Annotated in this window: 27 protein-coding genes and 1 pseudogene; 14 read left to right on the plus strand and 14 right to left on the minus strand. The window is 63.2% G+C overall.

Annotated elements, in window-relative coordinates:
- Positions 1 to 364: pseudogene (locus Cte04_RS21790) on the plus strand (hypothetical protein); the annotation flags it as partial.
- A gap of 374 nt (positions 365 to 738) precedes the next feature.
- Complete coding sequence (locus tag Cte04_RS19405; protein WP_066482965.1) at positions 739 to 1,053, plus strand: hypothetical protein; 315 nt, start codon at positions 739 to 741, stop codon at positions 1,051 to 1,053.
- Between the two features lie 4 nt (positions 1,054 to 1,057).
- On the opposite strand, the gene Cte04_RS19410 is transcribed toward Cte04_RS19405, so the two are convergent.
- A complete protein-coding gene (locus Cte04_RS19410) occupies positions 1,058 to 1,717 on the minus strand; it encodes a LysE/ArgO family amino acid transporter (RefSeq protein ID WP_066483242.1) in 660 nt (219 codons plus the stop codon).
- Positions 1,718 to 1,872: 155 nt separating this feature from the next.
- Here Cte04_RS19410 and Cte04_RS19415 point away from each other — a divergent pair, with 155 nt between their 5' ends.
- Positions 1,873 to 2,781: an HTH-type transcriptional regulator ArgP gene (locus tag Cte04_RS19415; RefSeq protein WP_066482968.1), complete on the plus strand. Its 909-nt coding sequence runs from the start codon at positions 1,873 to 1,875 to the stop codon at positions 2,779 to 2,781.
- A 109-nt stretch (positions 2,782 to 2,890) separates the two neighbouring features.
- On the opposite strand, the gene Cte04_RS19420 is transcribed toward Cte04_RS19415, so the two are convergent.
- The 3 genes from Cte04_RS19420 to Cte04_RS19430 form a co-directional block, all read right to left on the minus strand.
- Complete coding sequence (locus tag Cte04_RS19420; RefSeq protein ID WP_066483246.1) at positions 2,891 to 3,604, minus strand: class I SAM-dependent methyltransferase; 714 nt, start codon at positions 3,602 to 3,604, stop codon at positions 2,891 to 2,893.
- A 165-nt stretch (positions 3,605 to 3,769) separates the two neighbouring features.
- Positions 3,770 to 4,264 carry a DUF2721 domain-containing protein gene (locus Cte04_RS19425; protein WP_066482970.1) on the minus strand — a complete coding sequence of 165 codons (495 nt, stop codon included), beginning with the start codon at positions 4,262 to 4,264 and terminating at the stop codon, positions 3,770 to 3,772.
- 93 nt (positions 4,265 to 4,357) lie between these two features.
- Positions 4,358 to 5,395, minus strand: a complete 1,038-nt coding sequence (locus Cte04_RS19430; RefSeq protein ID WP_066482975.1) for a LysR family transcriptional regulator — start codon at positions 5,393 to 5,395, stop codon at positions 4,358 to 4,360.
- Positions 5,396 to 5,601: 206 nt separating this feature from the next.
- On the opposite strand from Cte04_RS19430, the gene Cte04_RS19435 reads away from it, so the two are divergent.
- The 3 genes from Cte04_RS19435 (at position 5,602) to Cte04_RS19445 (ending at position 8,344) form a co-directional block, all read left to right on the plus strand.
- Positions 5,602 to 6,615, plus strand: a complete 1,014-nt coding sequence (locus tag Cte04_RS19435; RefSeq protein ID WP_066482981.1) for a tripartite tricarboxylate transporter substrate binding protein BugE — start codon at positions 5,602 to 5,604, stop codon at positions 6,613 to 6,615.
- A gap of 41 nt (positions 6,616 to 6,656) precedes the next feature.
- Positions 6,657 to 8,084 (plus strand): M20 family metallopeptidase, encoded by a 1,428-nt coding sequence (locus Cte04_RS19440; protein ID WP_066483249.1) that lies wholly within the window; start codon positions 6,657 to 6,659, stop codon positions 8,082 to 8,084.
- Between the two features lie 116 nt (positions 8,085 to 8,200).
- Complete coding sequence (locus Cte04_RS19445; RefSeq protein ID WP_174522954.1) at positions 8,201 to 8,344, plus strand: DUF3149 domain-containing protein; 144 nt, start codon at positions 8,201 to 8,203, stop codon at positions 8,342 to 8,344.
- A 114-nt stretch (positions 8,345 to 8,458) separates the two neighbouring features.
- Here the strand turns inward: Cte04_RS19445 and Cte04_RS19450 are convergent, their stop codons facing one another.
- A complete protein-coding gene (locus tag Cte04_RS19450) occupies positions 8,459 to 8,680 on the minus strand; it encodes a SlyX family protein (RefSeq protein ID WP_066482989.1) in 222 nt (73 codons plus the stop codon).
- Positions 8,677 to 9,873 (minus strand): aminotransferase-like domain-containing protein, encoded by a 1,197-nt coding sequence (locus Cte04_RS19455; protein ID WP_066483250.1) that lies wholly within the window; start codon positions 9,871 to 9,873, stop codon positions 8,677 to 8,679. The genes Cte04_RS19450 and Cte04_RS19455 overlap by 4 nt, the downstream gene beginning before the upstream one ends.
- An 82-nt stretch (positions 9,874 to 9,955) precedes the next feature.
- Between Cte04_RS19455 and nth the strand changes: the two genes are divergently transcribed.
- Positions 9,956 to 10,594, plus strand: coding sequence for an endonuclease III (nth, locus tag Cte04_RS19460; RefSeq protein WP_066483252.1), 639 nt, complete (start codon positions 9,956 to 9,958; stop codon positions 10,592 to 10,594).
- Positions 10,595 to 10,616: 22 nt separating this feature from the next.
- Here the strand turns inward: nth and Cte04_RS19465 are convergent, their stop codons facing one another.
- Entirely contained in the window at positions 10,617 to 11,534 is a 918-nt protein-coding gene (locus Cte04_RS19465) for a GGDEF domain-containing protein (RefSeq protein WP_066482999.1), read from the minus strand.
- A gap of 69 nt (positions 11,535 to 11,603) precedes the next feature.
- Positions 11,604 to 12,701: a nicotinate-nucleotide--dimethylbenzimidazole phosphoribosyltransferase gene (cobT, locus tag Cte04_RS19470; RefSeq protein WP_066483001.1), complete on the minus strand. Its 1,098-nt coding sequence runs from the start codon at positions 12,699 to 12,701 to the stop codon at positions 11,604 to 11,606.
- Positions 12,702 to 12,737: 36 nt separating this feature from the next.
- On the opposite strand from cobT, the gene Cte04_RS19475 reads away from it, so the two are divergent.
- From Cte04_RS19475 to Cte04_RS19500, 6 genes are all read left to right on the plus strand, one after another.
- A complete protein-coding gene (locus Cte04_RS19475) occupies positions 12,738 to 13,283 on the plus strand; it encodes a hypothetical protein (RefSeq protein ID WP_157082181.1) in 546 nt (181 codons plus the stop codon).
- A 331-nt stretch (positions 13,284 to 13,614) separates the two neighbouring features.
- Complete coding sequence (locus tag Cte04_RS19480; RefSeq protein WP_066483006.1) at positions 13,615 to 14,688, plus strand: linear amide C-N hydrolase; 1,074 nt, start codon at positions 13,615 to 13,617, stop codon at positions 14,686 to 14,688.
- A gap of 290 nt (positions 14,689 to 14,978) precedes the next feature.
- Positions 14,979 to 15,197 (plus strand): hypothetical protein, encoded by a 219-nt coding sequence (locus Cte04_RS19485; RefSeq protein WP_066483007.1) that lies wholly within the window; start codon positions 14,979 to 14,981, stop codon positions 15,195 to 15,197.
- Positions 15,198 to 15,233: 36 nt separating this feature from the next.
- Positions 15,234 to 15,497, plus strand: coding sequence for a translation initiation factor IF-1 (gene infA / locus Cte04_RS19490; RefSeq protein WP_066483009.1), 264 nt, complete (start codon positions 15,234 to 15,236; stop codon positions 15,495 to 15,497).
- Positions 15,498 to 15,886: 389 nt separating this feature from the next.
- Entirely contained in the window at positions 15,887 to 17,125 is a 1,239-nt protein-coding gene (gltS, locus tag Cte04_RS19495) for a sodium/glutamate symporter (protein WP_066483011.1), read from the plus strand.
- Between the two features lie 143 nt (positions 17,126 to 17,268).
- A complete protein-coding gene (locus Cte04_RS19500; protein ID WP_066483020.1) occupies positions 17,269 to 17,958 on the plus strand; it encodes a hypothetical protein in 690 nt (229 codons plus the stop codon).
- Positions 17,959 to 18,386: 428 nt separating this feature from the next.
- Here Cte04_RS19500 and Cte04_RS19505 read toward each other — a convergent pair whose 3' ends face one another.
- Together Cte04_RS19505 and Cte04_RS19510 are read right to left on the minus strand one after the other, a co-directional pair.
- A complete protein-coding gene (locus Cte04_RS19505; protein WP_066483024.1) occupies positions 18,387 to 18,953 on the minus strand; it encodes a hypothetical protein in 567 nt (188 codons plus the stop codon).
- Positions 18,954 to 19,024: 71 nt separating this feature from the next.
- A complete protein-coding gene (locus tag Cte04_RS19510; protein ID WP_066483027.1) occupies positions 19,025 to 19,243 on the minus strand; it encodes a CsbD family protein in 219 nt (72 codons plus the stop codon).
- Between the two features lie 339 nt (positions 19,244 to 19,582).
- Here Cte04_RS19510 and Cte04_RS19515 point away from each other — a divergent pair, with 339 nt between their 5' ends.
- A complete protein-coding gene (locus Cte04_RS19515) occupies positions 19,583 to 19,825 on the plus strand; it encodes a hypothetical protein (protein ID WP_217997594.1) in 243 nt (80 codons plus the stop codon).
- A gap of 93 nt (positions 19,826 to 19,918) precedes the next feature.
- On the opposite strand, the gene Cte04_RS19520 is transcribed toward Cte04_RS19515, so the two are convergent.
- The 4 genes from Cte04_RS19520 to Cte04_RS19535 all read right to left on the minus strand — a co-directional run bounded on the left by Cte04_RS19520 (position 19,919) and on the right by Cte04_RS19535 (position 23,673).
- Positions 19,919 to 20,197 carry a hypothetical protein gene (locus Cte04_RS19520; RefSeq protein WP_066483031.1) on the minus strand — a complete coding sequence of 93 codons (279 nt, stop codon included), beginning with the start codon at positions 20,195 to 20,197 and terminating at the stop codon, positions 19,919 to 19,921.
- Positions 20,198 to 20,478: 281 nt separating this feature from the next.
- A complete protein-coding gene (locus Cte04_RS19525; RefSeq protein WP_157082183.1) occupies positions 20,479 to 20,718 on the minus strand; it encodes a hypothetical protein in 240 nt (79 codons plus the stop codon).
- Between the two features lie 145 nt (positions 20,719 to 20,863).
- A complete protein-coding gene (locus tag Cte04_RS19530) occupies positions 20,864 to 21,841 on the minus strand; it encodes a UDP-glucuronic acid decarboxylase family protein (protein ID WP_066483047.1) in 978 nt (325 codons plus the stop codon).
- Complete coding sequence (locus tag Cte04_RS19535; RefSeq protein ID WP_066483050.1) at positions 21,841 to 23,673, minus strand: carbamoyltransferase family protein; 1,833 nt, start codon at positions 23,671 to 23,673, stop codon at positions 21,841 to 21,843. The genes Cte04_RS19530 and Cte04_RS19535 overlap by 1 nt, the downstream gene beginning before the upstream one ends.
- Positions 23,674 to 23,745 lie beyond the last annotated feature (72 nt).

The raw sequence follows: 23,745 nt of genomic DNA on the forward strand, positions 1-23,745 counted from the left end.
CAGTGTCACGGGCGGCGGCCTGCTGGGCGACGGCAATTTGCTTGGCTGCCTCGTGGGTAAAAATGGAGGACTACTTGATACCGCCCTTGGCGCAAATGGTCTTGTCACCAACACCTTGAGTGAAGTCACGGGACTGCTCAACGGTGTCAGCAATGCGGGCAAAGGAATGCTGGCAGGCCTTCTGAGCGGTAGCGGAGGTCTGTTGGGAGGAGGGCTCTGCGGCTGCGCGTCGGAGCATGCGTCTAATGCTGCGGACACCGATCTTCATCAGATCGCAACCCCTATCAGCAGCCATGCCGGCAGCAGTTCTGCAGGCAACGGCATTTCCTTTGTCCAGCAGCTTGAGCAAGCGCACCTGCTCTGACCATTAGTTATTGCAGCACAGGCACAGAGGTTTGATAGAGCCTCTGTGCCTTTCTTTTTGTGCTTGCTTTCGCCACCCTCCAGGCCCATCCCGTCCGTCAATCTCCAAGCCTGCCAATGGCTATCTACCAAATCACATATTGCCAGCTGGCCTGGAGAGCCTTCCAAAAGGAGGAGTCCATGCGTTTTGTCCCTGGACGCATTCGAGCTTAAGGCGCGTATCTCTTGCTCCCGTTTTTTCATCCGGGCATGCATGGATTTGCCCGCGCCAGGGCGTGGTTTTCACTACTTTTTCTTTGCAGCAGATGCATCAGAATGTAACGCAAAGCATTCCATTGGCGGCAGGAGCCGTGTCTTTGCAAACAGGAGAAAAACATGTCTTCCAACGCTCCAGGCTCATCCGATATGGCCATGCTCGTCGCCACGCGCACGCTGGAAAAATATGCCAAGGACTACTACCCCCGGCGCGATCAGGTCACGATTGCCTTTCGCGGCGATATCGCCGAGCAGTTCAACTACGACAAGATTCGTCCCCTGTCAGAGGCCCGATGCCACAACCACCGCATGGTGGTCATCGAAGGCATCAGCCAGAAAACAGGGGCAACCGGCCTGTATCGCATCGAATGCAACAGCTGGAACCTGATTGAGGCCGTGGGCTTGTGGGATGCTGCGGCCGGCAAGGCTGCCTGATCCGTCACCCCATCTGCCAGGCGCTCTGAGCCACCCACCAGGCCAGTCCCAGCATCATCACGCCGGTAATGCCGTCCATGATGCGCCAGGCCCTGGGATTGGCAAAAAGCCGCTTCATGCGCTGGCCTGCCGCAGCCAGCAGCACAAACCACAGAAAGCTGGCCGACGCCGCCCCCACCACATAGGACCAGCGCTCAGCCCCCTCCTGGCGTGCGCCGATCGACCCCATGAGCAGCACCGTATCCAGGTACACATGGGGATTGAGCAGGGTGATTGCCGCCAGTGTGGCAAGTACCGGCATCAGGCCTCGCGGCGCCGGAACACCTTTTTCCGTGGCATCTGCCGCACCGTCATCCGGTGCGGCCATCATGCGCCGCAGCGCAAACAGGCCATAGCACAGCAGAAACACCGCCCCTCCCAGCGTCAGCGCATAGGCCAGTTCGGGATAGCGGGCCAGCACCTGGGCCATGCCCAGCATCCCGAGCGTGATGAGCATGACGTCGCTGAACACACACCAGGCCACGCAGGCGCGCACATGTTCGCCCCGCACCGCCTGGCGCAGCACATACAGGTTTTGAGCGCCGATGGAAACGATGAGCGAGGCGCACACCGTAAAGCCTGCAAACCAGGCCGAAGAAAGATTGAAGGCATTGCTTGTCCACATGGGCGGCATTGTCTGAGCCGTCCACACCTAAGTAAAATTACATTTACTATTTCAAATGAAGAAAATCTAATCCATGCGCAAAGGAGCCGAAGCGGTCCCCATGGACTCCGTGCCTTGACGAGCCCCGGCTGCCTGAATAGCGGAAAGAACGCTCTATGCTCGACTACGCCAGTCTCGAAGCCTTGGCCGCTGTAGTGCGCGAAGGCAGCTTCGAGCGTGCGGCACACAAGCTGCACGTCACGCCCTCGGCAATTTCCCAGCGCATCAAGCTGCTGGAGGAGCGCGTGGGCCAGGTACTGGTGCTGCGCGGCCAGCCCTGCACCGGAACCGAGGCCGGCCGGCGCCTGTGCCTGCATGTGGAGCAGGTGGCCCTGCTGGAAAACGATCTGCGCCGCAAGAATCCCGAGCTGGTGCCGGATGGCCAGATTGCCCTGCCCTCGCTCAAGCTGGCGGTCAATGCCGATTCGCTGTCCACCTGGTTCATGGATGCCATGGCCGCCTTCATGCTGGACGGCACCGAACTGCTGGACATCAGCGTGGATGACCAGGACCACACGGCACAGCGCATACGCCAGGGCGAAGTCATGGCCGCCGTCACGGCCACGGCGTCAGTAATCGCGGGGTGCAACACCTGGCCGCTGGGCCGCATGCGCTACGTGGCGGTGGCCAGCGCCGACTTCATCGCGCGGCACCTGCCCGAAGGCGCCACGCCCCAGGCCCTGGCCCGCGCACCCATGATGTGCTACGGCCGCAAGGACAGCCTGCAGGACCAGTGGCTGCACAGCCTGGGCGTGGACGGCCGGCGCAACAACGCACGCCACTTCCTGCCGTCCAACCAGGGCTACACACGCGCCTGCGAACTGGGCATGGGCTGGGGCATGCACCCTGACGCACTGATCGAGACCCAGCTGGCCAATGGCACGCTGGTGGAATTGCTGCCCGGCAACGATCTCTACATTCCCATGTACTGGGCCCATACGCGCAACGCCCAGGCCAGCCTGCAACGGCTGACCGACTGCGTGATTCACGCAGCGGCTGCCTGGCTGGAGCCCATGGACGCCTGAACTCATATCAAATACATAGCAGCCTGCACAGGATCGACAAGGCCTGAAGCCTTATTTCTTTCAAACATGGTTTTTGTCAGCGCACACGGCTCCACCCTGCGAGGCCGGATCAGGCAGGGATTTGCCTGAAGCAGATCCATGCACTCCAGAACAGGCTGGAGAAAAATCGCTCCGGTCGCGCAAAGCCGGCCTCGGAAAGCATGGCTTCCACCGCAGCCTCGGATTCCGGCGGAACGGCCCCGTGGCGGATCTTGGCAAGCTTGGCCTCCACTTCGCCGCTGCTGGCCCCGGCCATGCGCCAGCGCGCCGCCCAGGCCTCGAGGAACAGCGGTTTCGTTTCATAGGCGCTGCGATTGCATGCAACCACGAACGGAGCCCCGGGCTTGAGCCGCTTTGCGATCGAGCCGAGCACAGCCTTCTTTTCATCCTGGCTCGGCAGATGGTGCAGCACGCCGATCAAGCTTGCTCCGTCGAACGGGCGCTGCTGCGCAAGCTCATCCACGCCCTCCGAAAATGCTTCGACACGCGCCTCCAGGCCGACCTTCCGGATATTGGCCATTGCCAGATCCAGCATCGCCGGCGCAGGGTCCAAGGCAACAAACGACCAGTGCGGCTCGAGCGCTGCGGCCGTCAATATTTCCTGCCCGGTACCGCCCGCCCCCACATTCAGGATGCGCCTCGCCCCGGAACCCAGGCTGGCGGACAGCAGGCAGGCCGCAAGCTCATGGCAGGCGTCATAGCCGGCCAGCGCGATGCGGCTTTGTATTGCGTACTCGGCTGCGCGGTCGGCATCGAATTTCCGGGAAGAATCATGTAAGGCCATGGCCGCATTCTTTCCTGCCTGCGCATGGCGCGGAACCACGATTGGCGAATGCTCGGCTCGCCGTCCCAGACAACGGCCTATTGCAGGAGCGGCATCTGCGCACGGCAAGTCAAGCCGGCAGGCAGCCGGTATCCGCATCACCTGGACAAGCCCGGCATTCGGGCACTAAGGTCTGTGCTCGGATTCCACATGGCGCACGGCGGCCTTGGCCTGGCTGAGCATGTGGAAGTCCAGGATGCGCGTGGCCATGATGGTCTCCCACAGAAAGCCGCACAACGCCATGACAAAGGCCAGCACGCCGAACAGAAAGCTGAACACGGCATAGCGATGGCCACGGATGCCGTAGGCCTGATCCACGAACAGCAGGACGATGGTCAGCCCGATGCATACGCCGCACAGCGTCAGCAGCGCAATGGAGACGTTCGCCAGACGGCCGCGCTGCCGCAAGAAGTGCAGCTCGGTCAGGCTTCTGGCGATCAGTTCATGGTCGGTGGCACCGCGCAGTCCATCTTCCAGCTTGCGCGCGCGGTCGATGATGCGCGCCAGGCGCCCCGCCACCGACCCGATCATGCCGGCCACGGCCGTCAGAAAGAAGACCGGGGCGACAGCCAGCTGGATGCTGTGGGTGACGGTCTGGGCGTCTACGGACCAGATACTCATGGTGTCCTCAAATTCAGGTCATTCACGGCCTCTATTTTTATGCATGAAAGTCAGATCAGTTTTCACAAATGCATCTCATAACTACCCAAATGGCTACTTTTTTGAAAGCGCAGGCCCACCCGCCTGTTCCGCAGGGAAAGATACGCCGTCAGGCAGCCGGAGCCTGTGCCACAGCCTGAGCATCTCCAGCAGCAACGCGGGCGCACGGTCACGCCTGTAAACCGCGCCCAGCGGCGGCAGGCGGCCTTCGATCTGCACATCCAGCACCCGCACACGCCCCTGCGTGCGCAGACCCGGCAGGATGCTGCGCGGCACCAGGGAAACCGCGCCGGGCTGGGTCAGCAGCCCTTCAAGAACGGGCAGCGACACCGTGGAGGCGGGGAACCATGAGGCGCCCTCCAGCACGGGAAGGACTTCTGCTTCCAGAATGTTGCGCACCGCTATGCCATAGCTGGGCAGTACCCAGCGCGCGCCCTTCAGCGCCTGCAGCGCGATATCGCGGCGGCCTGCCAGGGCATGGTTCGCATCGGCGATCACGACGGCCGCATCCAGCAGCAGGGGCTCGAAGACAAAGGCAGCCGGCAGCATGGCGGGCTGCCGACAGAAAACCGCATCCAGCCCCGACCCCATCAGCTGGGACAGCAAGTGCGCGCTGGCATCCTCGTGCACATCCACATGCACTTGCGGATGGGCTTCATAAAAGCGCGGCAGCAGCTGCGACAGCACCGACATGGCGGCGGCGGGAATCGCCCCCAGCCGCAGCGCCGCCGCCGCCCCACGCCGTATGGATGCAAGCGACTCGGACACCTCCTGCAAGCCGGCCAGCACGCCGTGCGCGGTATCGATCAGGGCCTGGCCCGCAACGGTGGGCCGCATGCCGCGGGCATGGCGCTCGAACAGCTTCATGTCCAGCACCCGCTCCAGTTCCGCCAGAGCCTGCGTGGCCGCCGACTGGCTCATATGCAAATGCGCAGCCGCCTGCACGACCGAACCGCATTGCTGCAGGGCCACCAGCAACTGCAGTTGCCGCAAGCGCACCTGCTTGGTGAGCCTGGAAAAAAGCTGCCGCCCCTCAGGAGTGGCGGCATCGTCGCTGCGCTGCAGCTCGGGAAAAGGGAAACGATCGGGCATCGCGGGATCTAGGGTTTACACGGAATCCGTCTGCAAGACTCAGAGGAGCAGGCCTTGCAGCCATCGGCATAGCTTATAGCTCAACGCAATTTTCGTGGACTGCAAAGGCGCCGGAATTTCTATATTTCGCACAGCAATAGCGCATCAAGCGTAGGCAACACAGTTCGTGGGCACACGCTTTTACCGATCTCTTTCCGGAGCAGCTCATGTCCCCGTCCTCACGCCCCCACCGCCCTCTTGGCCGCCTGTCCCTGCTGTCTATCGCCGCCGCAGGCGCGCTGCTCGCCCTGCCGTTTTCCCAGTCGCTGGCGGCGGAGGCTTACCCCAGCAAGCCCGTCAAGCTCATCGTGCCTTTTGCCGCCGGTGGCTCCACGGACATCGTGGCGCGCGTGATCGCCGAGGGCCTGCGATCCACCCTGGGCCAGCCCGTGATCGTGGACAACAAGGGAGGCGCCGGAGGCCTGATCGGCAGCGAGGCCATTGCCCAGGCGGCACCCGACGGCTACACCCTCGGCATGGCCACGGTGAGCACAGCCACCATCAATCCCTCCCTGTACATGCGTGCCGCCAAGATCGAGGGCAAGCTGCTGCCCGTGGCCAATCTGGTGACCATGCCCTCGGTCTACATGGTCCATCCCAAGATGGGCGTCAGAGACTTCACGGGCTTCATGGCCAAGGTCAAAGCCCAGCCCGGCGCCTATAGCGCCGGCGTACCCGGCCTGGGCACGCTGGGCCACCTGATGCTGGCCTCGTTCAACGAAACCATGAAGACCGGGATCCAGATCGTTCCCTATCGCGGCAATGGGCCCGCGCTCAACGACGCACTGGCCGGCATGGTGCAGGTGATGGCAGACCAGTTGCCCTCGGCCATGCCGCAGATCAAGGGAGGCAAGCTGATTCCCATCGTGCTGGCGGGACAAAGCCGCTCGCCCGATCTGCCCCAGGTGCCTACCTTCAAGGAGCTGGGCTACCCCGAACTCAACGAACTGGGCATCAGCTGGTTCGGCCTGGTCGTTCCGGCCGGCACACCGGCACCCATCGTCAGGCAACTGCAGGAGGCCGCCGTCAAGGCAGTGCATCAGCCAGATGTGCAAAAGCACCTGAAGGCGCTGGGCGCCACCGCCACCGACATGGACCAGACCCGTTTCCCGGCACAGATCGCGGCCGAGATCAGGCGCAACAAGGCTCTGCTGGACAAGGCAGGCGTCAAGCCCGAATGAGCAGCGCATCCAACCTCTACTCCATCCTCCCCATCCTCCCCATGCACCCCATAGACGCACTCCAGGAATTTTTCGCGCAGGAAACCCCTCGCATGACCGCGCTGGCCGACCGGATCTGGTCGCTGGCCGAGCTGCGCTACGCGGAGAATGCCTCGGTCCGGCTGCATATCGATGCCCTGGCGCAGTCGGGCTTTCGTATCACGCGCGATATGGCAGGCATTCCCACGGCTTTCATGGCCGAATGGGGCGACGCAGGGCCGGTGCTGGCATTCCTGGGCGAATATGACGCGCTGTCCGGGCTGAATCAGCAAAGCGGGGCACTGGTCTGCACACCTTCCACCGACAGTCCGGGCCTGGCCGGCCACGGCTGCGGCCACCACTTGCTGGGCACGTCGGCGCACTTTGCGGCCACCGCCCTGCAGCAGTATCTGCAGACCAGCGGCCACAAGGCCCGCATACGCTTCTATGGCTGTCCGGCCGAGGAAGGCGGCTCGGGCAAGACCTTCATGGCCCGCGCCGGCGTTTTCGACGATGTGGATGCAGCACTGACCTGGCACCCCGCGAGCTTCACCGGCGTGTTCAGCCAGAGTACGCTGGCCAACATCCAGGCCAGGTTCATCTTCCGCGGCAAAGCCTCCCATGCAGCCCACTCCCCCCACCTGGGCCGCAGCGCGCTGGACGCCGTGGAACTGATGAATGTGGGCGTGAACTATCTGCGCGAGCACATGCCTTCGGATGCGCGCGTCCACTATGCGATCACCGACTCGGGCGGACTCTCGCCCAACGTGGTGCAGGCCCGCGCCGAGGTGCTTTACCTGATCCGCGCCGCCCGCAATCACGAGGCCGCAGAACTCTATGCACGCGTGCAGAACGTAGCCAGGGGCGCCGCACTGATGACCGATTGCCAGGTCGAGGTGGTTTTCGACAAGGCCTGCTCCAACCTGCTGCAGAACAGCACGCTGAACCAGGTGATGTATGCCCAGATGCAGGCCTTAGGCCGGCTCGAGGTCGACGCGCGCCAGCACCAGCTCGCCAGCGACTTCCAGGCGACGCTGGACCGCAGCGACGTGGAGCAGGTCAGCCGGCCGCTGGCCAGCGTGCTGCGCGGCAAGGTGCCGGCAGTCTTCGAAGGCCTGGCTCCCTACGATCCGCAAGCCCGCGACATCATGTTCGGCTCCACCGACGTCGCCGATGTGAGCTGGGTCACGCCCACCGTGCAGGCCTGGGTGGCCTGCTACGCCTTCGGCACGCCCCTGCATTCGTGGCAGATGGTTTCGCAAGGCCAGTCGGGGCTGGCCCATGCAGGCATGGTGCATGCGGCCAAGATACTCGCCGCCACGGCCATCTCGCTGCTGGAGCAGCCCGAGCGTATTGCCCAAGCCAGGGCCGAGCTGCTGGAGCGCCGCGCGGGCCAACCCTATGTCTGCCCGATTCCCGCGGACGTGCCCCTGCCCTTTACCCGCACCTGACCGGCCACCACAGGTCGGCACGCGGCCAGCGCCGCGGCTTGACCCAGCACAAAGCCACCTGCCCGCTTCAAGGCCATAGTGCCCGCAGACCTCTGCCACTGACCAAGGAGCCGTGCATGAAGCTGATGATCGACCTTTTCTCCACCGACTATGGCCTGATGAGCTTGATCGTGATCCTGTGCATCCTCGTGATGGCCGTGTTCTTCACGCGCCTGTTCATGGGCAAGATGAAAAACGTGGCTCGGACACCGCTGGAGTGAGAGCAGGATCGATGGGCTGCGGGCGCTGCCGCAGCCCCTGGTTGCGCAAAAAAGGCCGGGAAAGATCCGGCCTTTTTTGTCGGAACAGCTGGCTGCTGCAGCCAATCCCCGCCTTCAGTAATGGGGCGGCAGTTCGTCGCGCAGATTGCGGGGCCCGCCCGGGCCGCCCTCCGGCACCTGGCGCTTGAGCTCGCGCACCTCATTGACGAGCAGATCGATCTGCTGCTGCTGGCGGTAGACCGTCATGTTGAGCTGCTCCAGCAGATCTTCGGTATAGCTGGCCTTGATCTCCAGCTCCGTCACGCGCTCCTGCAAAACCTCGGGACTCCTGTTCATGGCTGCATCGCCTTGGCCAGGCGGGCAATGCCTTCGCGGATCTTGTCCTCGTCGGCCGTGGCGAACGAGAGGCGGAATGCCGCACTGTCGGGGTTTTGCGCATAGAACGGCGCACCGGGCACAAAGGCCACGCCCTGCTCGATGGCCTTTTTGGCCAGCACGCCGGCATCGGCCAGCTGGCCGCGGGCACCCGTCAGGCGCACCCACAGGAACAGGCCGCCCTGGGGCTGGACGAATTCCACGGCATCGCCGAGCTGTTCGCGCAGCGCATCGCCCATGGCCTGGGCGCGCCTGGCATAGACCTCGCGCACATGGGCCAGCGTCCCGGGCATGGCGCCCGACTTCAGATATTGCGCCGCCGTGGCCTGGGCAAAGGTGCTGGTGTGGGCATCGCTGAACTGCTTGCACATCACGGCGCGGGCCAGCAGCTCGGGGTTGGCGATCAGCCAGCCGATGCGCAGACCGGGGCTGAGCACCTTGGACAGCGATCCGCAATGCGCCAGCCACTCGCGGCTGCCGGGCACTTCGCGGCTGAGCGCCAGCAGGCTGGCCGGAGGCGCTTCATTGAAATACAGGTCGCCATAGGGATCGTCCTCCACGACCAGCGTCTGGTACCTGACGGCCAGCTCCAGCACTTTCTTGCGGCGCTCCAGGCTCAGCGTGGCGCCGCTGGGGTTGCCGAAGGTGGGAATCAGGTAGACCAGCCTGGGCTTGTGCTCGGCAATGAGTTTTTCCAGCTCGTCGGTCCTGACGCCATGCTCGTCCACGGGCGCGGAAATCACCTCGGCGCCGTAGAGGCGGAAGCACTGAATGGTGGCCAGGAAGGTCGGGCCTTCGACGATCACCTTGTCGCCCTCGCCCACCATGGTCTTGCCCAGCAGGTCCAGCGCCTGCTGGCTGCCCGTGGTCACGATGAGCTGCTCCGGCGCCACGTCGCTCACCCCCTTGCCTGCCATGAAGGCCGACAGCTGCTCGCGCAGCGGCTGGTAGCCCTCGGTGGCGCCGTACTGCAATGCCGCGCCCGCCTCCTGCTGCAGGGCCTGCGCCGATGCCGCGCTGATGCCGGCCACGTCGAACATCGCGCTGTCCGGGAAGCCGCCCGCAAAGCTGATGATGCCGGGCTTGCCCAGCAGCTTGAACAGCTCGCGGATCGCGGAGGTTTCTACATGGTTGAGTCGGTTGGCAAATTGCATGGTGAAACGGTGAAGGCACGCCAAAAACAGCAAGTCTGCCATTTTGGCGCATCCGGCCGTGCCGCAAGGCGACAATGCGGGAATGAACAAGCGCGATATAGAGCCATTTTTCGCCGCGCTCAAGGCGGCCAATCCCTCTCCGCAGACCGAGCTCGAATACACCACGGTGTTCGAGCTGCTCACCGCCGTGCTGCTTTCGGCCCAGGCCACCGACGTGGGCGTGAACAAGGCCACGCGCAAGCTGTTTCCGGTCGCCAACACGCCCCAGGCCATTCTGGACCTGGGCCTGGAAGGGCTGGAGGGCTATATCAAGACCATCGGGCTGTACCGCAGCAAGGCCAAGCATCTGATGCAGACCTGCCGCATGCTGGTGGAACTGCACGGCGGCCAGGTGCCGCGCACGCGCGAGGAACTGGAAGCCTTACCCGGCGTGGGCCGCAAGACGGCCAACGTGGTGCTCAATGTCGCCTTCGGCGAGTCCACCATGGCCGTGGACACGCACATTTTCCGTGTCAGCAACCGCACGGGACTGGCACCGGGCAAGACGCCGCTGGCCGTGGAGATGCAGCTCCTCCAGCGCGTGCCGCCCGCCTACGCGGTGGATTCGCACCACTGGCTGATCCTGCTGGGCCGCTATGTCTGCCAGGCGCGCAAGCCGCGCTGCTGGGAATGCGTGGTGGCCCGGTACTGCGACTTCACGCCCAAGACACCTGCACCCTAGGCCGGCTGCAGCGGCTGCAGGCTTAGAAGTCTTCGGCCGCAATCGCCGTGCAGCATCGTCCCGCAGCCTTGGCGGCATAGAGCGCTGCATCGGCCCGGTGCAGCAGGTGCTGCAATGGTTCGCCCGGCTGCAGCTGGGCTACGCCCGCAGAGAAGGTATAGGCCGGCACATCGGCATCGGACTGCATGGCGCGCAGCCGCTCCACCACCGCGACGGCGGCCTGCGCATCGGCGCCTGGCAGCAGCAGCAGGAACTCTTCGCCGCCAAAGCGGCCCCAGCAGTCCCCGGGCCGCAGGTACTGCTGTGCCAGACGGCAAAAATGCTGCAGCACGGCATCGCCGGCCTGATGGCCGTGGGCATCGTTGATGTGCTTGAAATGGTCGAGATCCAGCAGCACCGCCGTCAAGGCTTCGCCACTGGCCGCATGGTCTGCCAGCGCCTGCTCGGCCAGTTCCAGGATGTGGCGCCGGTTGGGCACGCCCGTCAATGCGTCGGTGAGTGCGGCCTGCATGGCGCTGGCATGCGCATGGCGGATGGTCTGCTCGTTGTGCTTGAGCGCCGTGATATCGCTGGCAATCGTCAGCAACCAGCCGTCGGGCAGCAGCGTCTCGGTGAACTGTATCCAGCGGCCGTCCAGCAGGTCCGTCGTCACCTGGCGATGCGCCTGCTGGCGCCGCCGCGGAAGGATATCGGCCAGAAAGGCCTCGATATCGCCGCAATCGATGCGTATGCCGAAGCCATGGTGGAAGCCGTGGCGCAGCACATCGGCAAACGCCACAGGCAAAGCCAGCCCGTGCAGAAAGGCCGCATCGAATGCCTCATTGGCATAGCACAGCCGGTCGTCGCGGTCGTACAGGGCCACCGGCATGGCCGTGCGGGCCAAGCCGGACAGCAAGGCGGAGGCCTCGGGGAGCGCAAGCATATCGAAGGCGGTGGACATCGAAAGAAAAATGCGCTGAAACCTCAATGCATGCAATGGCTTGCAGTCTGCCCGCTTGCTGCTGCCATATCAATGCGCAAGCGCGCCCTCGACGCCCGCCGATGCGAAACTGGCCATTTCACGCAGCACCGCACAGGCGGAGACCAGCAGGGGCCAGGCCAGCGCTGCGCCCGAGCCCTCGCCCAGGCGCATCTGCAGGTCGAGCAGCGGCCGCTCCGCAGCGTCTGCCAGCAGATGCGCCAGCATGCGCGCATGGCCGGGCTCGCCCGAGCAATGGGCAAACACGCAGCGATCCAGTACCGCAGGCTGCAGGCGGCTGGCCACCAGCACGGCGGCGCTGGTAATGAAGCCGTCGACCACGATGACCCGCCGTTCGCAGGCAGCCTGCAGCACCGCGCCCGCCATGGTGGCGATTTCCAGCCCCCCCATGGCCGCCAGGACCTGCAGCGGCTCCCGCACCTGGGCATGGAAATCCAGCACCTGCCGCAGCACAGCCACCTTGCGGGCCAGGCCGGCGGCATCCAGTCCCGTGCCCTTGCCGGTCACCAGCTCTATCGGTTCATTGCACAGCCGCGCCAGCAGCAGCGAGGCGCTGGAAGTATTGCCTATGCCCATCTCGCCCAGCAGCAGGGCATTGCCGGGCAGCTTTCTGACCAGTTCCGCGCCATTGCGCAGCGCCAGCCGGCATTGCTCGGCCGTCATGGCCGGGCCCGTGCTGCAGTCCTGCGTGCCATAGGCCACCTTGCGGCGCCACAGGCGCGGCGCTCCGGCCTGCGGCAGCTTGTGCTCGGGATCCTGTGTACGCGGGGCGAAATCCCGGGCCACCCCGCAGTCCACCACATTGAGCGCAATGCCATGCTGGCGCGACAGCACGCTGACCGCGGCGCCGCCCGCAAGGAAGTTCTCCACCATCTGCCAGGTCACGTCGACCGGATAGGCTGATACGCCACGCGCCGCCAGCCCGTGGTCGGCGGCAAACACCAGCATCTGCGGCGCCTGCAGCTGCGGCATCTCGGTGCCCAGGATGCGGGCCAGGCGCAGCGCCAGCGCTTCCAGCCGGCCCAGGGAACCGACCGGCTTGGTCTTGGAGTCCAGCCTGTGCTGCACACGCGCAGCAAGGTCTGCATCCTCGAGCGGAGGGACAACCGGGCAATTCCACAAATCCATGCAAGAGTGCGCCGGGGAATCGAAAGGGTCAGAGGTGTGAACGCGCGTCATGAAACCGAGGCCGCACGGCTTGGATCGCCCGCAGCCTGCAAATGCCAGCAAAATGCCGGGCCCTCGCAGGAAGGCCCGGCCCAGGCCGCAAGTATCGCGCGTCCGCAGCCCTTTATCGCCCAGAACGGATTTGCTATTGAATGGATAGCTTCTTACGCAAACCAATACTTATCTTCAGTGGATTTTTGCATTAAAACCCATATTCATATCGCGCAGCAAGCTATCAAATATGCAGCATACATTCCGTGTTCGCCTGCCAGGGCGTACACCGATGAAGGCAGCGGACACCCTCTTTACCGGCTGCTGCCCGTGCCGTTCGGCTGGCTGGGCATGGCGCCGGGCGAGGTATCTCCGGGCGCCTGCGCGGGCGGCACAGCGGCGCCGCTCGACGATGCCGGCGGATTCACCTGCGGCGCCGGCGCCTTGTTTCTGTCGCAGGCCGTGAGCGCCGCAGCCGCGGCTACGAGCACAAGAGGCGTAAGCAGTTTCATGTCTGACTCCTGCAATGGATGGAACACATTTCCATCCTAGGATGAGCAGCGCTTCGAAAATCCACGCAGGTTGCACTTGCCACATCCGGTTGCATCCGCATGCAACTATCCCGCAAAGCAGTGGACGGTGAAGCTGTTCCGCGAGCAGCGCCTCCCATGCGGGCGCCAAGGCCAGGGTTGGGGAAGGTGCGCCGGCCAAGCCGTAATAGAAGCGGCAGAAAGCGTAACACCCTCATGTCCTCCGGGGAATGCAGGCGCCTGAGCCAGATCAGGAAGCCCGCGGCCAGGGCCTGAAAGCGCCGGTCTCCTACCTGCCAGCCGCCACCTGCTGCCTAGACTGCCGCATTTGTCTCACATTCCAGGAGTTGCCCATGAAAAAGCCCGCGCCGCCCATCCGCCCTCTCCTGGGCGCTTTGCTGGTGGGACTTTCCGGGATGGCGGCGCTCTCCAGCGCCTGGGCCTGCACCCGGCTGGTGTTTCACGGCGCCAACGGCCAGGTGGTCACGGCCCGCTCCATGGACTGGAAAAGCGACATCGTCAGCAATCTCTGGGTGCTGCCGCGCGGCATGGAGCGCTCGGGCCAGGCCGGCCCGAACTCGCTGCACTGGACATCCAGGTATGGCAGCGTCATCACCTCGGGCTACGACATATCCACCACCGACGGAGTGAACGAAGCGGGGCTCAATGCCAACCTGCTGTGGCTGGTGGAATCCCAGTATCCGAGCTTCGACGCCAACAGCAAGCCGGGCCTGACCATTGCGGCCTGGGCGCAGTACGTGCTCGACAATTTCGCCACCGTCGGCGAGGCCGTGGCCGCGCTGGAAAAGCAGCCCTTCACCATCGTTTCCGACAACGTGCCCGGCGAGAACCGGCTGACCACGCTGCACCTGTCCATGTCGGACGCCAGCGGCGACAGCGCCATCGTCGAATACATAGGCGGCCGCCAGGTCATACACCATGGCCGCCAATACCAGGTGATGACCAACTCGCCGACCTTCGATCAGCAACTGGCGCTCAATGCCTACTGGAAGCAGATCGGCGGCACCACCATGCTGCCCGGCACCAACCGCGCGGCCGACCGTTTCGCGCGGGCCTCTTTCTATGTCGGCGCCATCCCCAAGGACCAGGACCCGAACAAGGCCCTGGCCAGCGTCTTCAGCGTGATCCGCAACGTCTCCGTGCCCTACGGCCTCAATACGCCCGAGGAGCCCAACATCTCCTCCACGCGCTGGCGTACCGTCTTCGACCACCAGCGCAAGCTGTATTTCTTCGAGTCGGCCCTGACGCCCAATACCTTCTGGATCGACCTCAAGGCACTGGACTTCAGCGCGCAGACCGGCAAGGTACTCAAGCTGGACCTGGGTCCTAACCAGGACCACACCTTTTCGGGCGATGCCACGCAGCAATTCAGGTCCTCGGCGCCCTTCAGGTTCCTGGGCATCTGATTGCCCATCATGCCTCTTGCATATAAGAGCTTTAAGTCTTATAATCGCAAAGTCGCTGCAGTCTAGCTTGCCTATGCAGCGGCCATCTGCACTCTCACAGCAGCATGCTGTGCCAATCGCCGCGCTTATCCCGTTCAAGCGTTCCGGCTGACACTCCAGTTCCACGGCAAGCCCGTTCTGTTCCCGGCGAATTTTCCGGGGCCAGGTTTTCTTTGCATCGGTTCCCCGGTGCAGGCTTTTTTGATTTTCATGGCGCTGCCCCAAGCAAGGCGGACGCCATCGTTGACACGATGAATACCAAACAATATGCAGAGCGTGTCGGCAACTATGTTGTTACACCGCTCACCCAAACTACCGAATCCGGCCAGGTGGCCGCTGCGGTTTCCATCCGCCGCGGCGTCTATGACCGCGTTTTCAGCTTCATCAACCAGTTCGACAATGCCGCCACCGCAGCGCGCTACGCCTTGAAGGAAGGCCGCAGCATGGTGCTGAGCAACCAGCTGAACTGATCCCGTTTTTTGTACCCCCACTGAGGAGATCACCCATTGGCCAAAGAAGAACTGATTGAAATGCAAGGCGTCGTGGACGAAGTGCTGCCCGATTCGCGCTTTCGCGTCACGCTGGACAACGGTCACCAGCTGATCGCCTACACCGGCGGCAAGATGCGCAAGCACCGCATCCGCGTGCTGGCCGGCGACAAGGTCACGCTGGAAATGTCGCCTTACGACCTGAACAAGGGCCGCCTGACGTTCCGCCACATCGAGAACCGCTCGGGTGGCGGCGGTGCACCGCATCGCCCGCGCCACTGACACGCACTTCGGTCATGCCAAGCCCGCCATAGCGCGGGCTTTTTCATTGCGCGGCCCCGGCGCTACCCGCCTTGGCACGGACGTGGAAGGCTCCCCGGCGGCAAACGCCAGCGCTGCACCGGGAAATATCGCAGAACAAGAACGCAGACATCGCATTTCAAGCATATTGTCGGCTGTTCACCAAGCTGCCCCAGTCCAACAAGAAAAAGCAGCTTTCCCCTATGGGCGATCAGCGTCGGCAGCTTCCCTTTCTGCAGCGCCTGCGGCCTTGCATATGCGTCACCCCGCCCTGCGCTCAGTCCCGGCGCGGCAATGCACGCATTTCCCTGCTGCTCCCTGAATCGCCGCTTCCCCGGCAACGCCGGCAATCCCTGCGGAGAAAAATCGATATGCACGTGTCCTTTGGTGCGTACTACACCCTCATCCTGGCCGTTCTCGTGCTGCTGCTGGGCAAGCTCATGACCCGGCACATCCGCTTCCTGCGCGAGTTCAACATTCCCGAGCCAGTATCTGGCGGCCTCGTCGTAGCCGCGGCCATCTTCCTGCTGCACCAGATCACCGGACTGACGCTGAGTTTCGAATCCGGCCTGCAGTCGGCCTTCATGCTGGTGTTCTTTTCCTCCATCGGCCTGAGCGCGAACTTCTCGAAGCTGCGCGAAGGCGGCACAGGCTTGCTGGTCTTCCTCGGCGTGATCGTGGTCTTCATCGTCATGCAAAACAGCGTGGGCGTGGGGCTGGCCACGCTGCTGGGGCTGGATCCGCTGATCGGCCTGATGGCCGGCTCCATCACGCTGGTGGGTGGCCACGGCACGGCCGGCGCATGGGGCGCCGTGCTCGAAAACCAGTACGGGCTCGGCGGCGCCACGGCGCTGGGCATTGCCTGCGCCACCTTCGGCCTGGTCATCGGCGGCCTGCTGGGCGGTCCTCTGGCCAAGCGTCTGATCACCCGCCACCAGCTCGCACGCCCTCTGACCGCGGCCGAGCAGCAGTCCGCCGACAGCATCGCCGTGGGCGAAGGCAGCCAAGTGGCCAACTTCGAATCCTCCAGCCATACTCCGCGCCTGATCACCACCGATGCAGCCGTGGAGACATTGGCCCTGTTCGCCGGCTGCCTGGCCTTTCCGGAATTCATGACCGGCATGACCCGGGGTACGGCCGTTCAGTTGCCGACCTTTGTCTGGGCCCTGGGCGGCGGCGTGGTCATCCGCAATGTGCTGGACCATGCCTTCGGCTTCAAGGTGTTCGACCGGGCCATCGACGTGTTCGGCAATGCCGCCCTGTCCATCTACCTGGCGATTGCCCTGCTTTCGCTCAAGCTGTGGGAGCTGGCCGATCTGGCCGGCCCCCTGATGGTCATCCTGGCTGCCCAGACCATGGTCATGGCCTTGTACGCAGGGTTTCTCACCTTCCGCATCATGGGCAGGAACTACGATGCCGCCGTGCTGGCCGCAGGCCACTGCGGCTTCGGCATGGGCGCCACCCCGACGGCCGTTGCCAACATGCAGGCCATCACCAACCAGTACGGCCCTTCGCACAAGGCCTTTCTCATCGTGCCGCTGGTCGGGGCCTTCTTCATCGACATCATCAATGCCTTCATCCTGCAAGGCATGATCAGCTGGCTGCGCTGATTGCCGAAAGCCTCTCCTGCATTGCACGATGCAGAGGCCGTCCGATCGCACATTGCCAGAGGCCGGGGCCGCCGCCTGCCATGCGTTGGCATGGCCGGCTTTCGCCACGCAAGCGCCCACATGCTTCTGCTAGGCTGGAAGGCATGCGCAACATGCTCGACTTCAGTTCATGGCAAGCCATGCTCTCCACGCTGCTGGGCCTGGTTCTGGTGACATTCGTGGCCGTAGGCATTCGTCTGCTGGCCATGCAGCACATCCAGCAGCGCCGCGAACGCCAGAATCGCCAGATCAACGAGCGGCTCAAGACCCTGATTGCAGCCTACAAAACCCTGGGCGGCTCGTTCACCGGCAACCTGGCCGTGGATCCCCGCCACATGCGCGATTTGCGCATGCAGGCCGCCGAACAGCAGGGTGAGAGCGAAAACCCACCCCATTCCGAACGCCGGCGCCGTATCCGCGATGCGGTCGAAGCCGCCTTGTCCGACGTGATTTTGCTGGGGACGGCGCAACAGGTCCGGCTGGCCGTGCAGGCGGCCAACGACATGGTGGCGGGCCGCCCTGTGGAGACTGCGGCGCTGGTGGTATCGCTGCGCGACTTCATCCGCGACGTACTGGAACTGGACGCTGTGCCGGGCGATCTGTCCATACCCAGGCAAGGCCCCTTGCGCTCACCTTCCACAGGACGAGGCAGCAATGCAGGCAGCAGCGGTCAGGGCAAAGGCAACGGACAAGGAGGAGCAGGCATGGCAACTGGCGGCACACTGGGCCTTGGCCTGGGGCACCCGGCCCTCGATGCAGCCCGCCAGCCTGGTACAGACCTGCGCGACCCATAAGCTGCTGGATCAACCGCCTCCGCGCATCCGGCGGGATTCGGCTCAGCACGGGACCGAATGTTGCCTTCGGCCGGGCCTGTGTCATGCGCGCTTCATATTGCCCCTTGACAATGGCAGGGCACGAATGCGTTGAATAAATGGGCCGTCACTCCATAACCGTCAACCCCCGGAGCGCGCAATGACTTATCTTTACGCCGCCTGTCCAGCAATCCAGGCACCGCAGCATAAGATGATTGCTCCACTGCCTGCCCCTCTCTCGCCGGAAGAGGTTTTGCGCATTCTCTCGCAGAATCCGCCATCCAATGAGTTCAGCACCGAAGCCTTCTAGAAATTTTTCAGCGGCTTTTTTCGCTACAGGATATTTCCTCGCTTAATCCTTTCGTATTGAGCCACCATAAAAAAAGGGCCTGGAGGCCCTTTTTAATGCTTTATTGCCCAAACCTGCGTTTGGCATCTTCGGTACAGGCATTTTTCGCATCGCCAGACAATGCATCGCAGCGTTCCTTGGCGGCTTTGTAATCGGCTTCGCGCACCTTGTCGCTGGCATCCCTGCGTGTTTCGGCGACATCACCAGCCGTCGCCGAAGGGTTATTGCGCACATCGGCTACTTTTGCAGCCTCCAGCGCTTTGACATGGGCAGCCTTGGCATCCTTCTTGCAGACGTCTTTTTCATTGCCGGCAAGGTCATCGCATTTTTCCTTGGCAATCGCATAGTCTGCGTCGGCCTTGGTCTTGGCCACGTTCAGCCGGTTGCTCTCGCTGGCATCCGCTTGATATTTCAACTCGGCCAGCGCAACTTTTTCCTGCCCCTTGGCCTGTTCCTGGCACACATCCTTGGCATTGCCCTTGAGGGATTTGCACTGGTCCTTGGCCGTCTTGTATTCATTGCTGATGCGGTCCTTCTCAGCCTTCTGTTCGGCAGGCGTCAGGGCGAACGCCGAAGTAGCCAGCATCATCGCGGCGCAAGTGGTCACAATTCTGGAACTCAGTTGCATGGGAAACTCCTTTAAATGTCTTGATTTCCCCGCGCGAGGGCGAGGAAGCATATTGCGGTCAATGAGTCCACTCACTCATCGAAGCGGAAATCGGGATTGCGACTTTGCCACTCGGCCAGCTGTTTTTCAGCATCTTCCTTGGCGAGGCCTTGGCGCTCCTGGATTTTCCCAAGCAGCTGGGATTTCTTTCCGGCAATCACATCGATATCGTCATCGGTCAGCCGGCCCCATTGCTCGCGGATCTTGCCCTTGAATTGCTTCCAATTACCAACAATGCGATCTTCATTCATAGAACCTCCGATAGTTTTCCGAATTGATGTGGCCACCAATTCATTTAATGGAATTACTCGCCAACAAAAGGGAGTGAATTCACTTTAAACAACCTGAAGCAGGTTCCATGTCCGGCATGCAGCGCGAAGTCCGTCGGCATGAGCCTACACCGTTACATTACTCTTTCTATAGCGGTAACAGATTAATGAATGTGATTCACACCTGTTTACGAGTCTCCGGCAATCCGGCTTCCACCGGTATTGCAGATTCACGCATTCTTCAAGCGATTTAATGCCCAAACGCCGTACCCATATCATGGCGCGGCTGGTTGCCGACCAAGCCCATGCGATTGAGGCAAGATGCATGTTTTGCAGAAAGACTTTATGAGTGGATTCCTGTTCATGGGCGTGACCATCACGCCAGACTCCCGCCAAGGCGAAACACCGCAGTCCTGGCAACCGTCAGCCACTTTGCACAGTGCGGCAGGAAAAGAACTCGGCAGCGTCACCGATGCACGTTGCTTCGCCTCGAAAACCGAGGCCGACGAGGCCGCACTGCGTCTGGCGAGGCGCCACATTCGCGAACACCTGCACCAAGGATGATGCCCTGGCCGCTTGCCCGGAAGATGACGCGACAGACCTGCCCCCCCGGCAAAGCCGGCATGGGCGGGCTCTTCACAGACGCATGCTGCCAATCTATCGCAGGCTGAGCATGCTCACCCATCGGGCGAATTCCACGAACGAATAGCCACTGTCCACATCAAGCAGGAAGTGGATGATGCGCGTGGATCCGCCTGTGCCGAACTCCACCTCGATGTGATGGAGTGCCAGCAATTTCTCGATTTCATCCGCCAGGTCCCTGGCATGCTGCTGCGTGGTATCGAACACCACGTAACCGTGCGCAAGCACATACAGGGCCATGTCGTACGACTTGAGGGCACCTGAGCCCAGCACCTCGATAGCAGGTCTGATCATGGGAGGTCCATGCATTCAACGGAACTTGAGGATCGACATGCGGCATGCCGATCCGCCGATGGCCGGCCACATCCATCCAGCCAGTCCCTGCATGCTCACCCGTTCATATGTAAATTCAATGAATTAATTAAAATCAATTGAAACACGCTATATAGATATGTATCCAAATAGGCGTTTGTGCAAATAAACACAATCCGGGAGAGCTCCCGTCACACCGCCTCAAAGGCGCGCGCGCAGGCAGATTTGCGGCTCCACGCCGGCAGAAGCTGCCGGTGCGCCCCTTAGTTCCCCCGCATCAGCATGGCTGCCACCTGGCACAGAATGCCGAGGCTGGCAATCACGGCTGCCAGCACATTCACCATGTTCTGCTTGTGCAAAACATCGTCCATCAGCGCCTTGGGCTCGGTCAGGCAACTCTCCGGGAAAGCCCCGGCGATCTTCAGCGAAAACAGCCACAGGGCACCGGACGCCACACCAAACAGAACCGCCGCGACATTCAATGCGCACAGACAATCAGCCATACCATCTCCCGTTATCGGTAAGCATGGTAACGAACTGTTCCGGCGTTGCTAACCGTACTTCCCACAATGCAGAAGCCGCAGAGCGCGTTATAGGCGGCGAGACCGCTGGACTATGGCGTGCAAGGCCAGGGCATGCCCTCCAGACTCATCCAGGGGCCGCAAGGCTTGCCGCTCGATTGCCCAGCACCTCCCGGAAATGCGCAATGGTTCGCACCAACCCTTCCTCGAGAGAGATGCGCGGCCACCAGCCCAGATGCTGCCGGGCCACCGAAATATCCGGGCAACGCTGGCGCGGGTCATCCTCGGGTAGCGGCCGGTGGACCACGCGGCTGCGACTTCCCGTGAGGTGCAGGATGTGCCCGGCCAGATCCCGCATCGATATTTCATGGGGATTGCCCAGATTGACCGGGCCATTGATGGCACTGGACACCAGGCGCACCAGGCCTTCGATGGTGTCTTGCACAAAGCAGAAGGAACGGCTCTGCCGTCCGTCCCCATAAAGCGTGATGCATTCCCCCCTCAGCGCCTGGACGATGAAGTTGCTTACCACGCGCCCGTCACCCGGCAGCATCCTGGGCCCGTAGGTATTGAAAATGCGCGCCACATGCACTGGCGTTGCGTACTTGCGCAGATAGTCGAAGCACAGGGTTTCCGCGCAGCGCTTGCCCTCGTCATAGCAAGCCCGCGGCCCCATGATGCTTACGTGGCCCCGGTAATCCTCGCTCTGCGGATGCACCAGCGGATCTCCATAGACCTCGCTGGTCGAGGCCTGCAGCATGGGCACACGGTGAGTGCGGGCGAGTTCGAGCATGCGCCACGTCCCGATGACGCTGGTCAGCGTGGTCTTGACGGGATCGCGCTGATAGAAGGGCGGGCTGGCCGGGCAGGCCAGGTTGAAGATGCATGAGGGGGTGATCTCGATGGGCGCGGTCACATCCCTGCAGAGCAGGACAAACCGCGGGTGGTTGAGCAGGGGGCCGACGTTGTCCAGGCTGCCGGAACTCAGGTTGTCGAGGGCCACGACATGATGTCCTTCGTCCAGCAGGCGCTCGCACAGGTGGCTGCCGAGAAAGCCCGCGCCTCCGGTCACCAGCACGGGGCGGCGGGACAGGGGGGGAAGCATCAGGCGCTCTCCTGCATACCCGGGCGGACCGGCTTTTCCAGCAGGAAGCTGCCAATCACCAGCGCATCGAGCGGCGTGCTCCAGAAAGCATTGAGGGCATCCTTGGGAGAACAGACGATGGGCTCCCCGCGCACATTGAAGGAGGTGTTGATCAGCACCGGAACGCCCGTCATCTGGCCGAATTGCTCCAGCACGGCATGGAACAGCGGATTGGTGTCGGCCGAGACGGTCTGCACGCGTGCCGTCAGGTCTTCGTGGCAGGCGGCCGGGATGCGCCGGGCCTGCGTCTCTTCCACGTCATAGACGAACAGCATGAAGGGCGCCTGGCCGTTGTTGGCCGTGGCGGGTCGAAACCACTGGGCCAGTTGCTCCTGCTGCACCGCCGGTGCCACCGGACGGAAATCCTCCCGGTCCTTGAGCTCGTTGATCCGCGCCTGCATGGACGCCTCCAGCGGCGAAGCCAGAATGGAGCGCGCGCCCAGCGCCCGGGGCCCGAACTCCATGCGTCCCTGGAACCAGCCTATCACCTTGCCGGCGGCCAGCAAGCGCGCGGTGGTGGCAGCCACATCCGACAGCCGCACATAGTCCAGCTTGGACCAGCGCAGCTGCTGCTCTATTTCATCGTCGCTGTATTGCGGCCCCAGGTAGGCGTGGGACATGGTCCAGCGCCGCTCGCCCAGGGACATGGGGCCGCCGTCGAAGTAAACGGTCTCCTCCGTGGAGGCAACCACGGGGCTTTCGCTGGCCGTGCTGCGGCGCATGCGGGAGTCGACCCACAAGGCCGCACCCAGGGCCGTGCCCGAATCGCCGGCGGCAGGCTGCACCCAGACCTGGTCGAAGATGCCGCTGTCGCGCAGCCGCGCATTCATCACGCAGTTGAGCGCCACGCCGCCTGCCATGGCCAGCAGCGGCTGCCCCGAAGCGGAGCGCAGCCAGGCGGCGATTTCGAGCACCGTCTCTTCCAGCACCGTCTGCAGCGCCGCGGTCAGGTCGAAGTGGCGCTGCTCCAGAGGTTCCCCGCGCTGGCGCGGCGGCCCGAAGCACTCCGCCAGATCGAGCGGCGCTATTTCATAGCGCCCGGCTTCATGAACACAGATGCTCTGCGACAGCACGCCGTGGTAGCGGGCGGGATTGCCCAGAGCGGCCAGGGCCATGACCTTGTATTCGTCCGAAGAATGCAGAAAGCCCAGGTACTGCGTGACCTGCTCGTACAGCAGCCCCAGCGAATGCGGCACCCGCACATCGCCCAGCGCCTCGTACTGGCCCTCGTAGTAGACCCCGTAAGTGGTGGAAGCGTCCTCGCCGCGGCCGTCCAGCGTCATCACCGCGCATTGCGCGAACGGGCTGGCCAGAAAGGCACTGGCCTGATGGCACAGATGGTGGTCGATGAAATGGAAGCGGTAGGGCCCGTCAGGACGGACGTTGCGAAAGCGCTGGCGCAGATGGTGGGGTGCGCCGCTGGCCAGCTGCCGCGGCGCATTGATGATGTAGCTGGCGAACAGCGGATCCCACACGCTTTCCCACCCGTCGGCCGGCCTGGCCGAGGGCTCCAGCGGCAAGGTGATGGTTTCGCCTGCGGCCCGCGGGCCCATGAAGCGGCGGGGATCGAAGCTGTATGCCACATGGTCTATGTCGCTCAGCTCGATCCCGCCCTGGCGCAGGCAATCGTCGATCGCGTGGAAGGGCAGCTCCCAGGCGGTGAACGGTACAGGCCGTTTGGCATGCTTGATGCGGGTGAAGCGCTCTTCTTCGCTGGCGGCGACAACATGGCCGTCCTGGACCAGAACGGCGGAGCTGTCGTGGAAGGCGGCATTGATTCCGAGAGTGTTCATGAAGCTGAGGTCTGTGCAGTCGCGGTGCAGACCCGGGGCAATGCCCGTGCCTGAAAAACCTTTCGCGGATCG

Source organism: Comamonas terrae, assembly GCF_001544075.1.
Taxonomy (GTDB): domain Bacteria; phylum Pseudomonadota; class Gammaproteobacteria; order Burkholderiales; family Burkholderiaceae_C; genus Comamonas; species Comamonas terrae.

What these genes read in the sequence shown, in the direction of transcription:
- Cte04_RS19405 (WP_066482965.1), top strand. Translation starts at nt 739, where the DNA reads ATGTCTTCCAACGCTCCAGGCTCATCCGATATGGCCATGCTCGTCGCC.
- Cte04_RS19410 (WP_066483242.1), bottom strand. Translation starts at nt 1,717, where the DNA reads ATGTGGACAAGCAATGCCTTCAATCTTTCTTCGGCCTGGTTTGCAGGC.
- Cte04_RS19415 (WP_066482968.1), top strand. Translation starts at nt 1,873, where the DNA reads ATGCTCGACTACGCCAGTCTCGAAGCCTTGGCCGCTGTAGTGCGCGAA.
- Cte04_RS19420 (WP_066483246.1), bottom strand. Translation starts at nt 3,604, where the DNA reads ATGGCCTTACATGATTCTTCCCGGAAATTCGATGCCGACCGCGCAGCC.
- Cte04_RS19425 (WP_066482970.1), bottom strand. Translation starts at nt 4,264, where the DNA reads ATGAGTATCTGGTCCGTAGACGCCCAGACCGTCACCCACAGCATCCAG.
- Cte04_RS19430 (WP_066482975.1), bottom strand. Translation starts at nt 5,395, where the DNA reads ATGCCCGATCGTTTCCCTTTTCCCGAGCTGCAGCGCAGCGACGATGCC.
- Cte04_RS19435 (WP_066482981.1), top strand. Translation starts at nt 5,602, where the DNA reads ATGTCCCCGTCCTCACGCCCCCACCGCCCTCTTGGCCGCCTGTCCCTG.
- Cte04_RS19440 (WP_066483249.1), top strand. Translation starts at nt 6,657, where the DNA reads ATGCACCCCATAGACGCACTCCAGGAATTTTTCGCGCAGGAAACCCCT.
- Cte04_RS19445 (WP_174522954.1), top strand. Translation starts at nt 8,201, where the DNA reads ATGAAGCTGATGATCGACCTTTTCTCCACCGACTATGGCCTGATGAGC.
- Cte04_RS19450 (WP_066482989.1), bottom strand. Translation starts at nt 8,680, where the DNA reads ATGAACAGGAGTCCCGAGGTTTTGCAGGAGCGCGTGACGGAGCTGGAG.
- Cte04_RS19455 (WP_066483250.1), bottom strand. Translation starts at nt 9,873, where the DNA reads ATGCAATTTGCCAACCGACTCAACCATGTAGAAACCTCCGCGATCCGC.
- nth (WP_066483252.1), top strand. Translation starts at nt 9,956, where the DNA reads ATGAACAAGCGCGATATAGAGCCATTTTTCGCCGCGCTCAAGGCGGCC.
- Cte04_RS19465 (WP_066482999.1), bottom strand. Translation starts at nt 11,534, where the DNA reads ATGTCCACCGCCTTCGATATGCTTGCGCTCCCCGAGGCCTCCGCCTTG.
- cobT (WP_066483001.1), bottom strand. Translation starts at nt 12,701, where the DNA reads ATGGATTTGTGGAATTGCCCGGTTGTCCCTCCGCTCGAGGATGCAGAC.
- Cte04_RS19480 (WP_066483006.1), top strand. Translation starts at nt 13,615, where the DNA reads ATGAAAAAGCCCGCGCCGCCCATCCGCCCTCTCCTGGGCGCTTTGCTG.
- Cte04_RS19485 (WP_066483007.1), top strand. Translation starts at nt 14,979, where the DNA reads ATGAATACCAAACAATATGCAGAGCGTGTCGGCAACTATGTTGTTACA.
- gltS (WP_066483011.1), top strand. Translation starts at nt 15,887, where the DNA reads ATGCACGTGTCCTTTGGTGCGTACTACACCCTCATCCTGGCCGTTCTC.
- Cte04_RS19500 (WP_066483020.1), top strand. Translation starts at nt 17,269, where the DNA reads ATGCGCAACATGCTCGACTTCAGTTCATGGCAAGCCATGCTCTCCACG.
- Cte04_RS19505 (WP_066483024.1), bottom strand. Translation starts at nt 18,953, where the DNA reads ATGCAACTGAGTTCCAGAATTGTGACCACTTGCGCCGCGATGATGCTG.
- Cte04_RS19510 (WP_066483027.1), bottom strand. Translation starts at nt 19,243, where the DNA reads ATGAATGAAGATCGCATTGTTGGTAATTGGAAGCAATTCAAGGGCAAG.
- Cte04_RS19515 (WP_217997594.1), top strand. Translation starts at nt 19,583, where the DNA reads ATGCATGTTTTGCAGAAAGACTTTATGAGTGGATTCCTGTTCATGGGC.
- Cte04_RS19520 (WP_066483031.1), bottom strand. Translation starts at nt 20,197, where the DNA reads ATGATCAGACCTGCTATCGAGGTGCTGGGCTCAGGTGCCCTCAAGTCG.
- Cte04_RS19525 (WP_157082183.1), bottom strand. Translation starts at nt 20,718, where the DNA reads ATGGCTGATTGTCTGTGCGCATTGAATGTCGCGGCGGTTCTGTTTGGT.
- Cte04_RS19530 (WP_066483047.1), bottom strand. Translation starts at nt 21,841, where the DNA reads ATGCTTCCCCCCCTGTCCCGCCGCCCCGTGCTGGTGACCGGAGGCGCG.
- Cte04_RS19535 (WP_066483050.1), bottom strand. Translation starts at nt 23,673, where the DNA reads ATGAACACTCTCGGAATCAATGCCGCCTTCCACGACAGCTCCGCCGTT.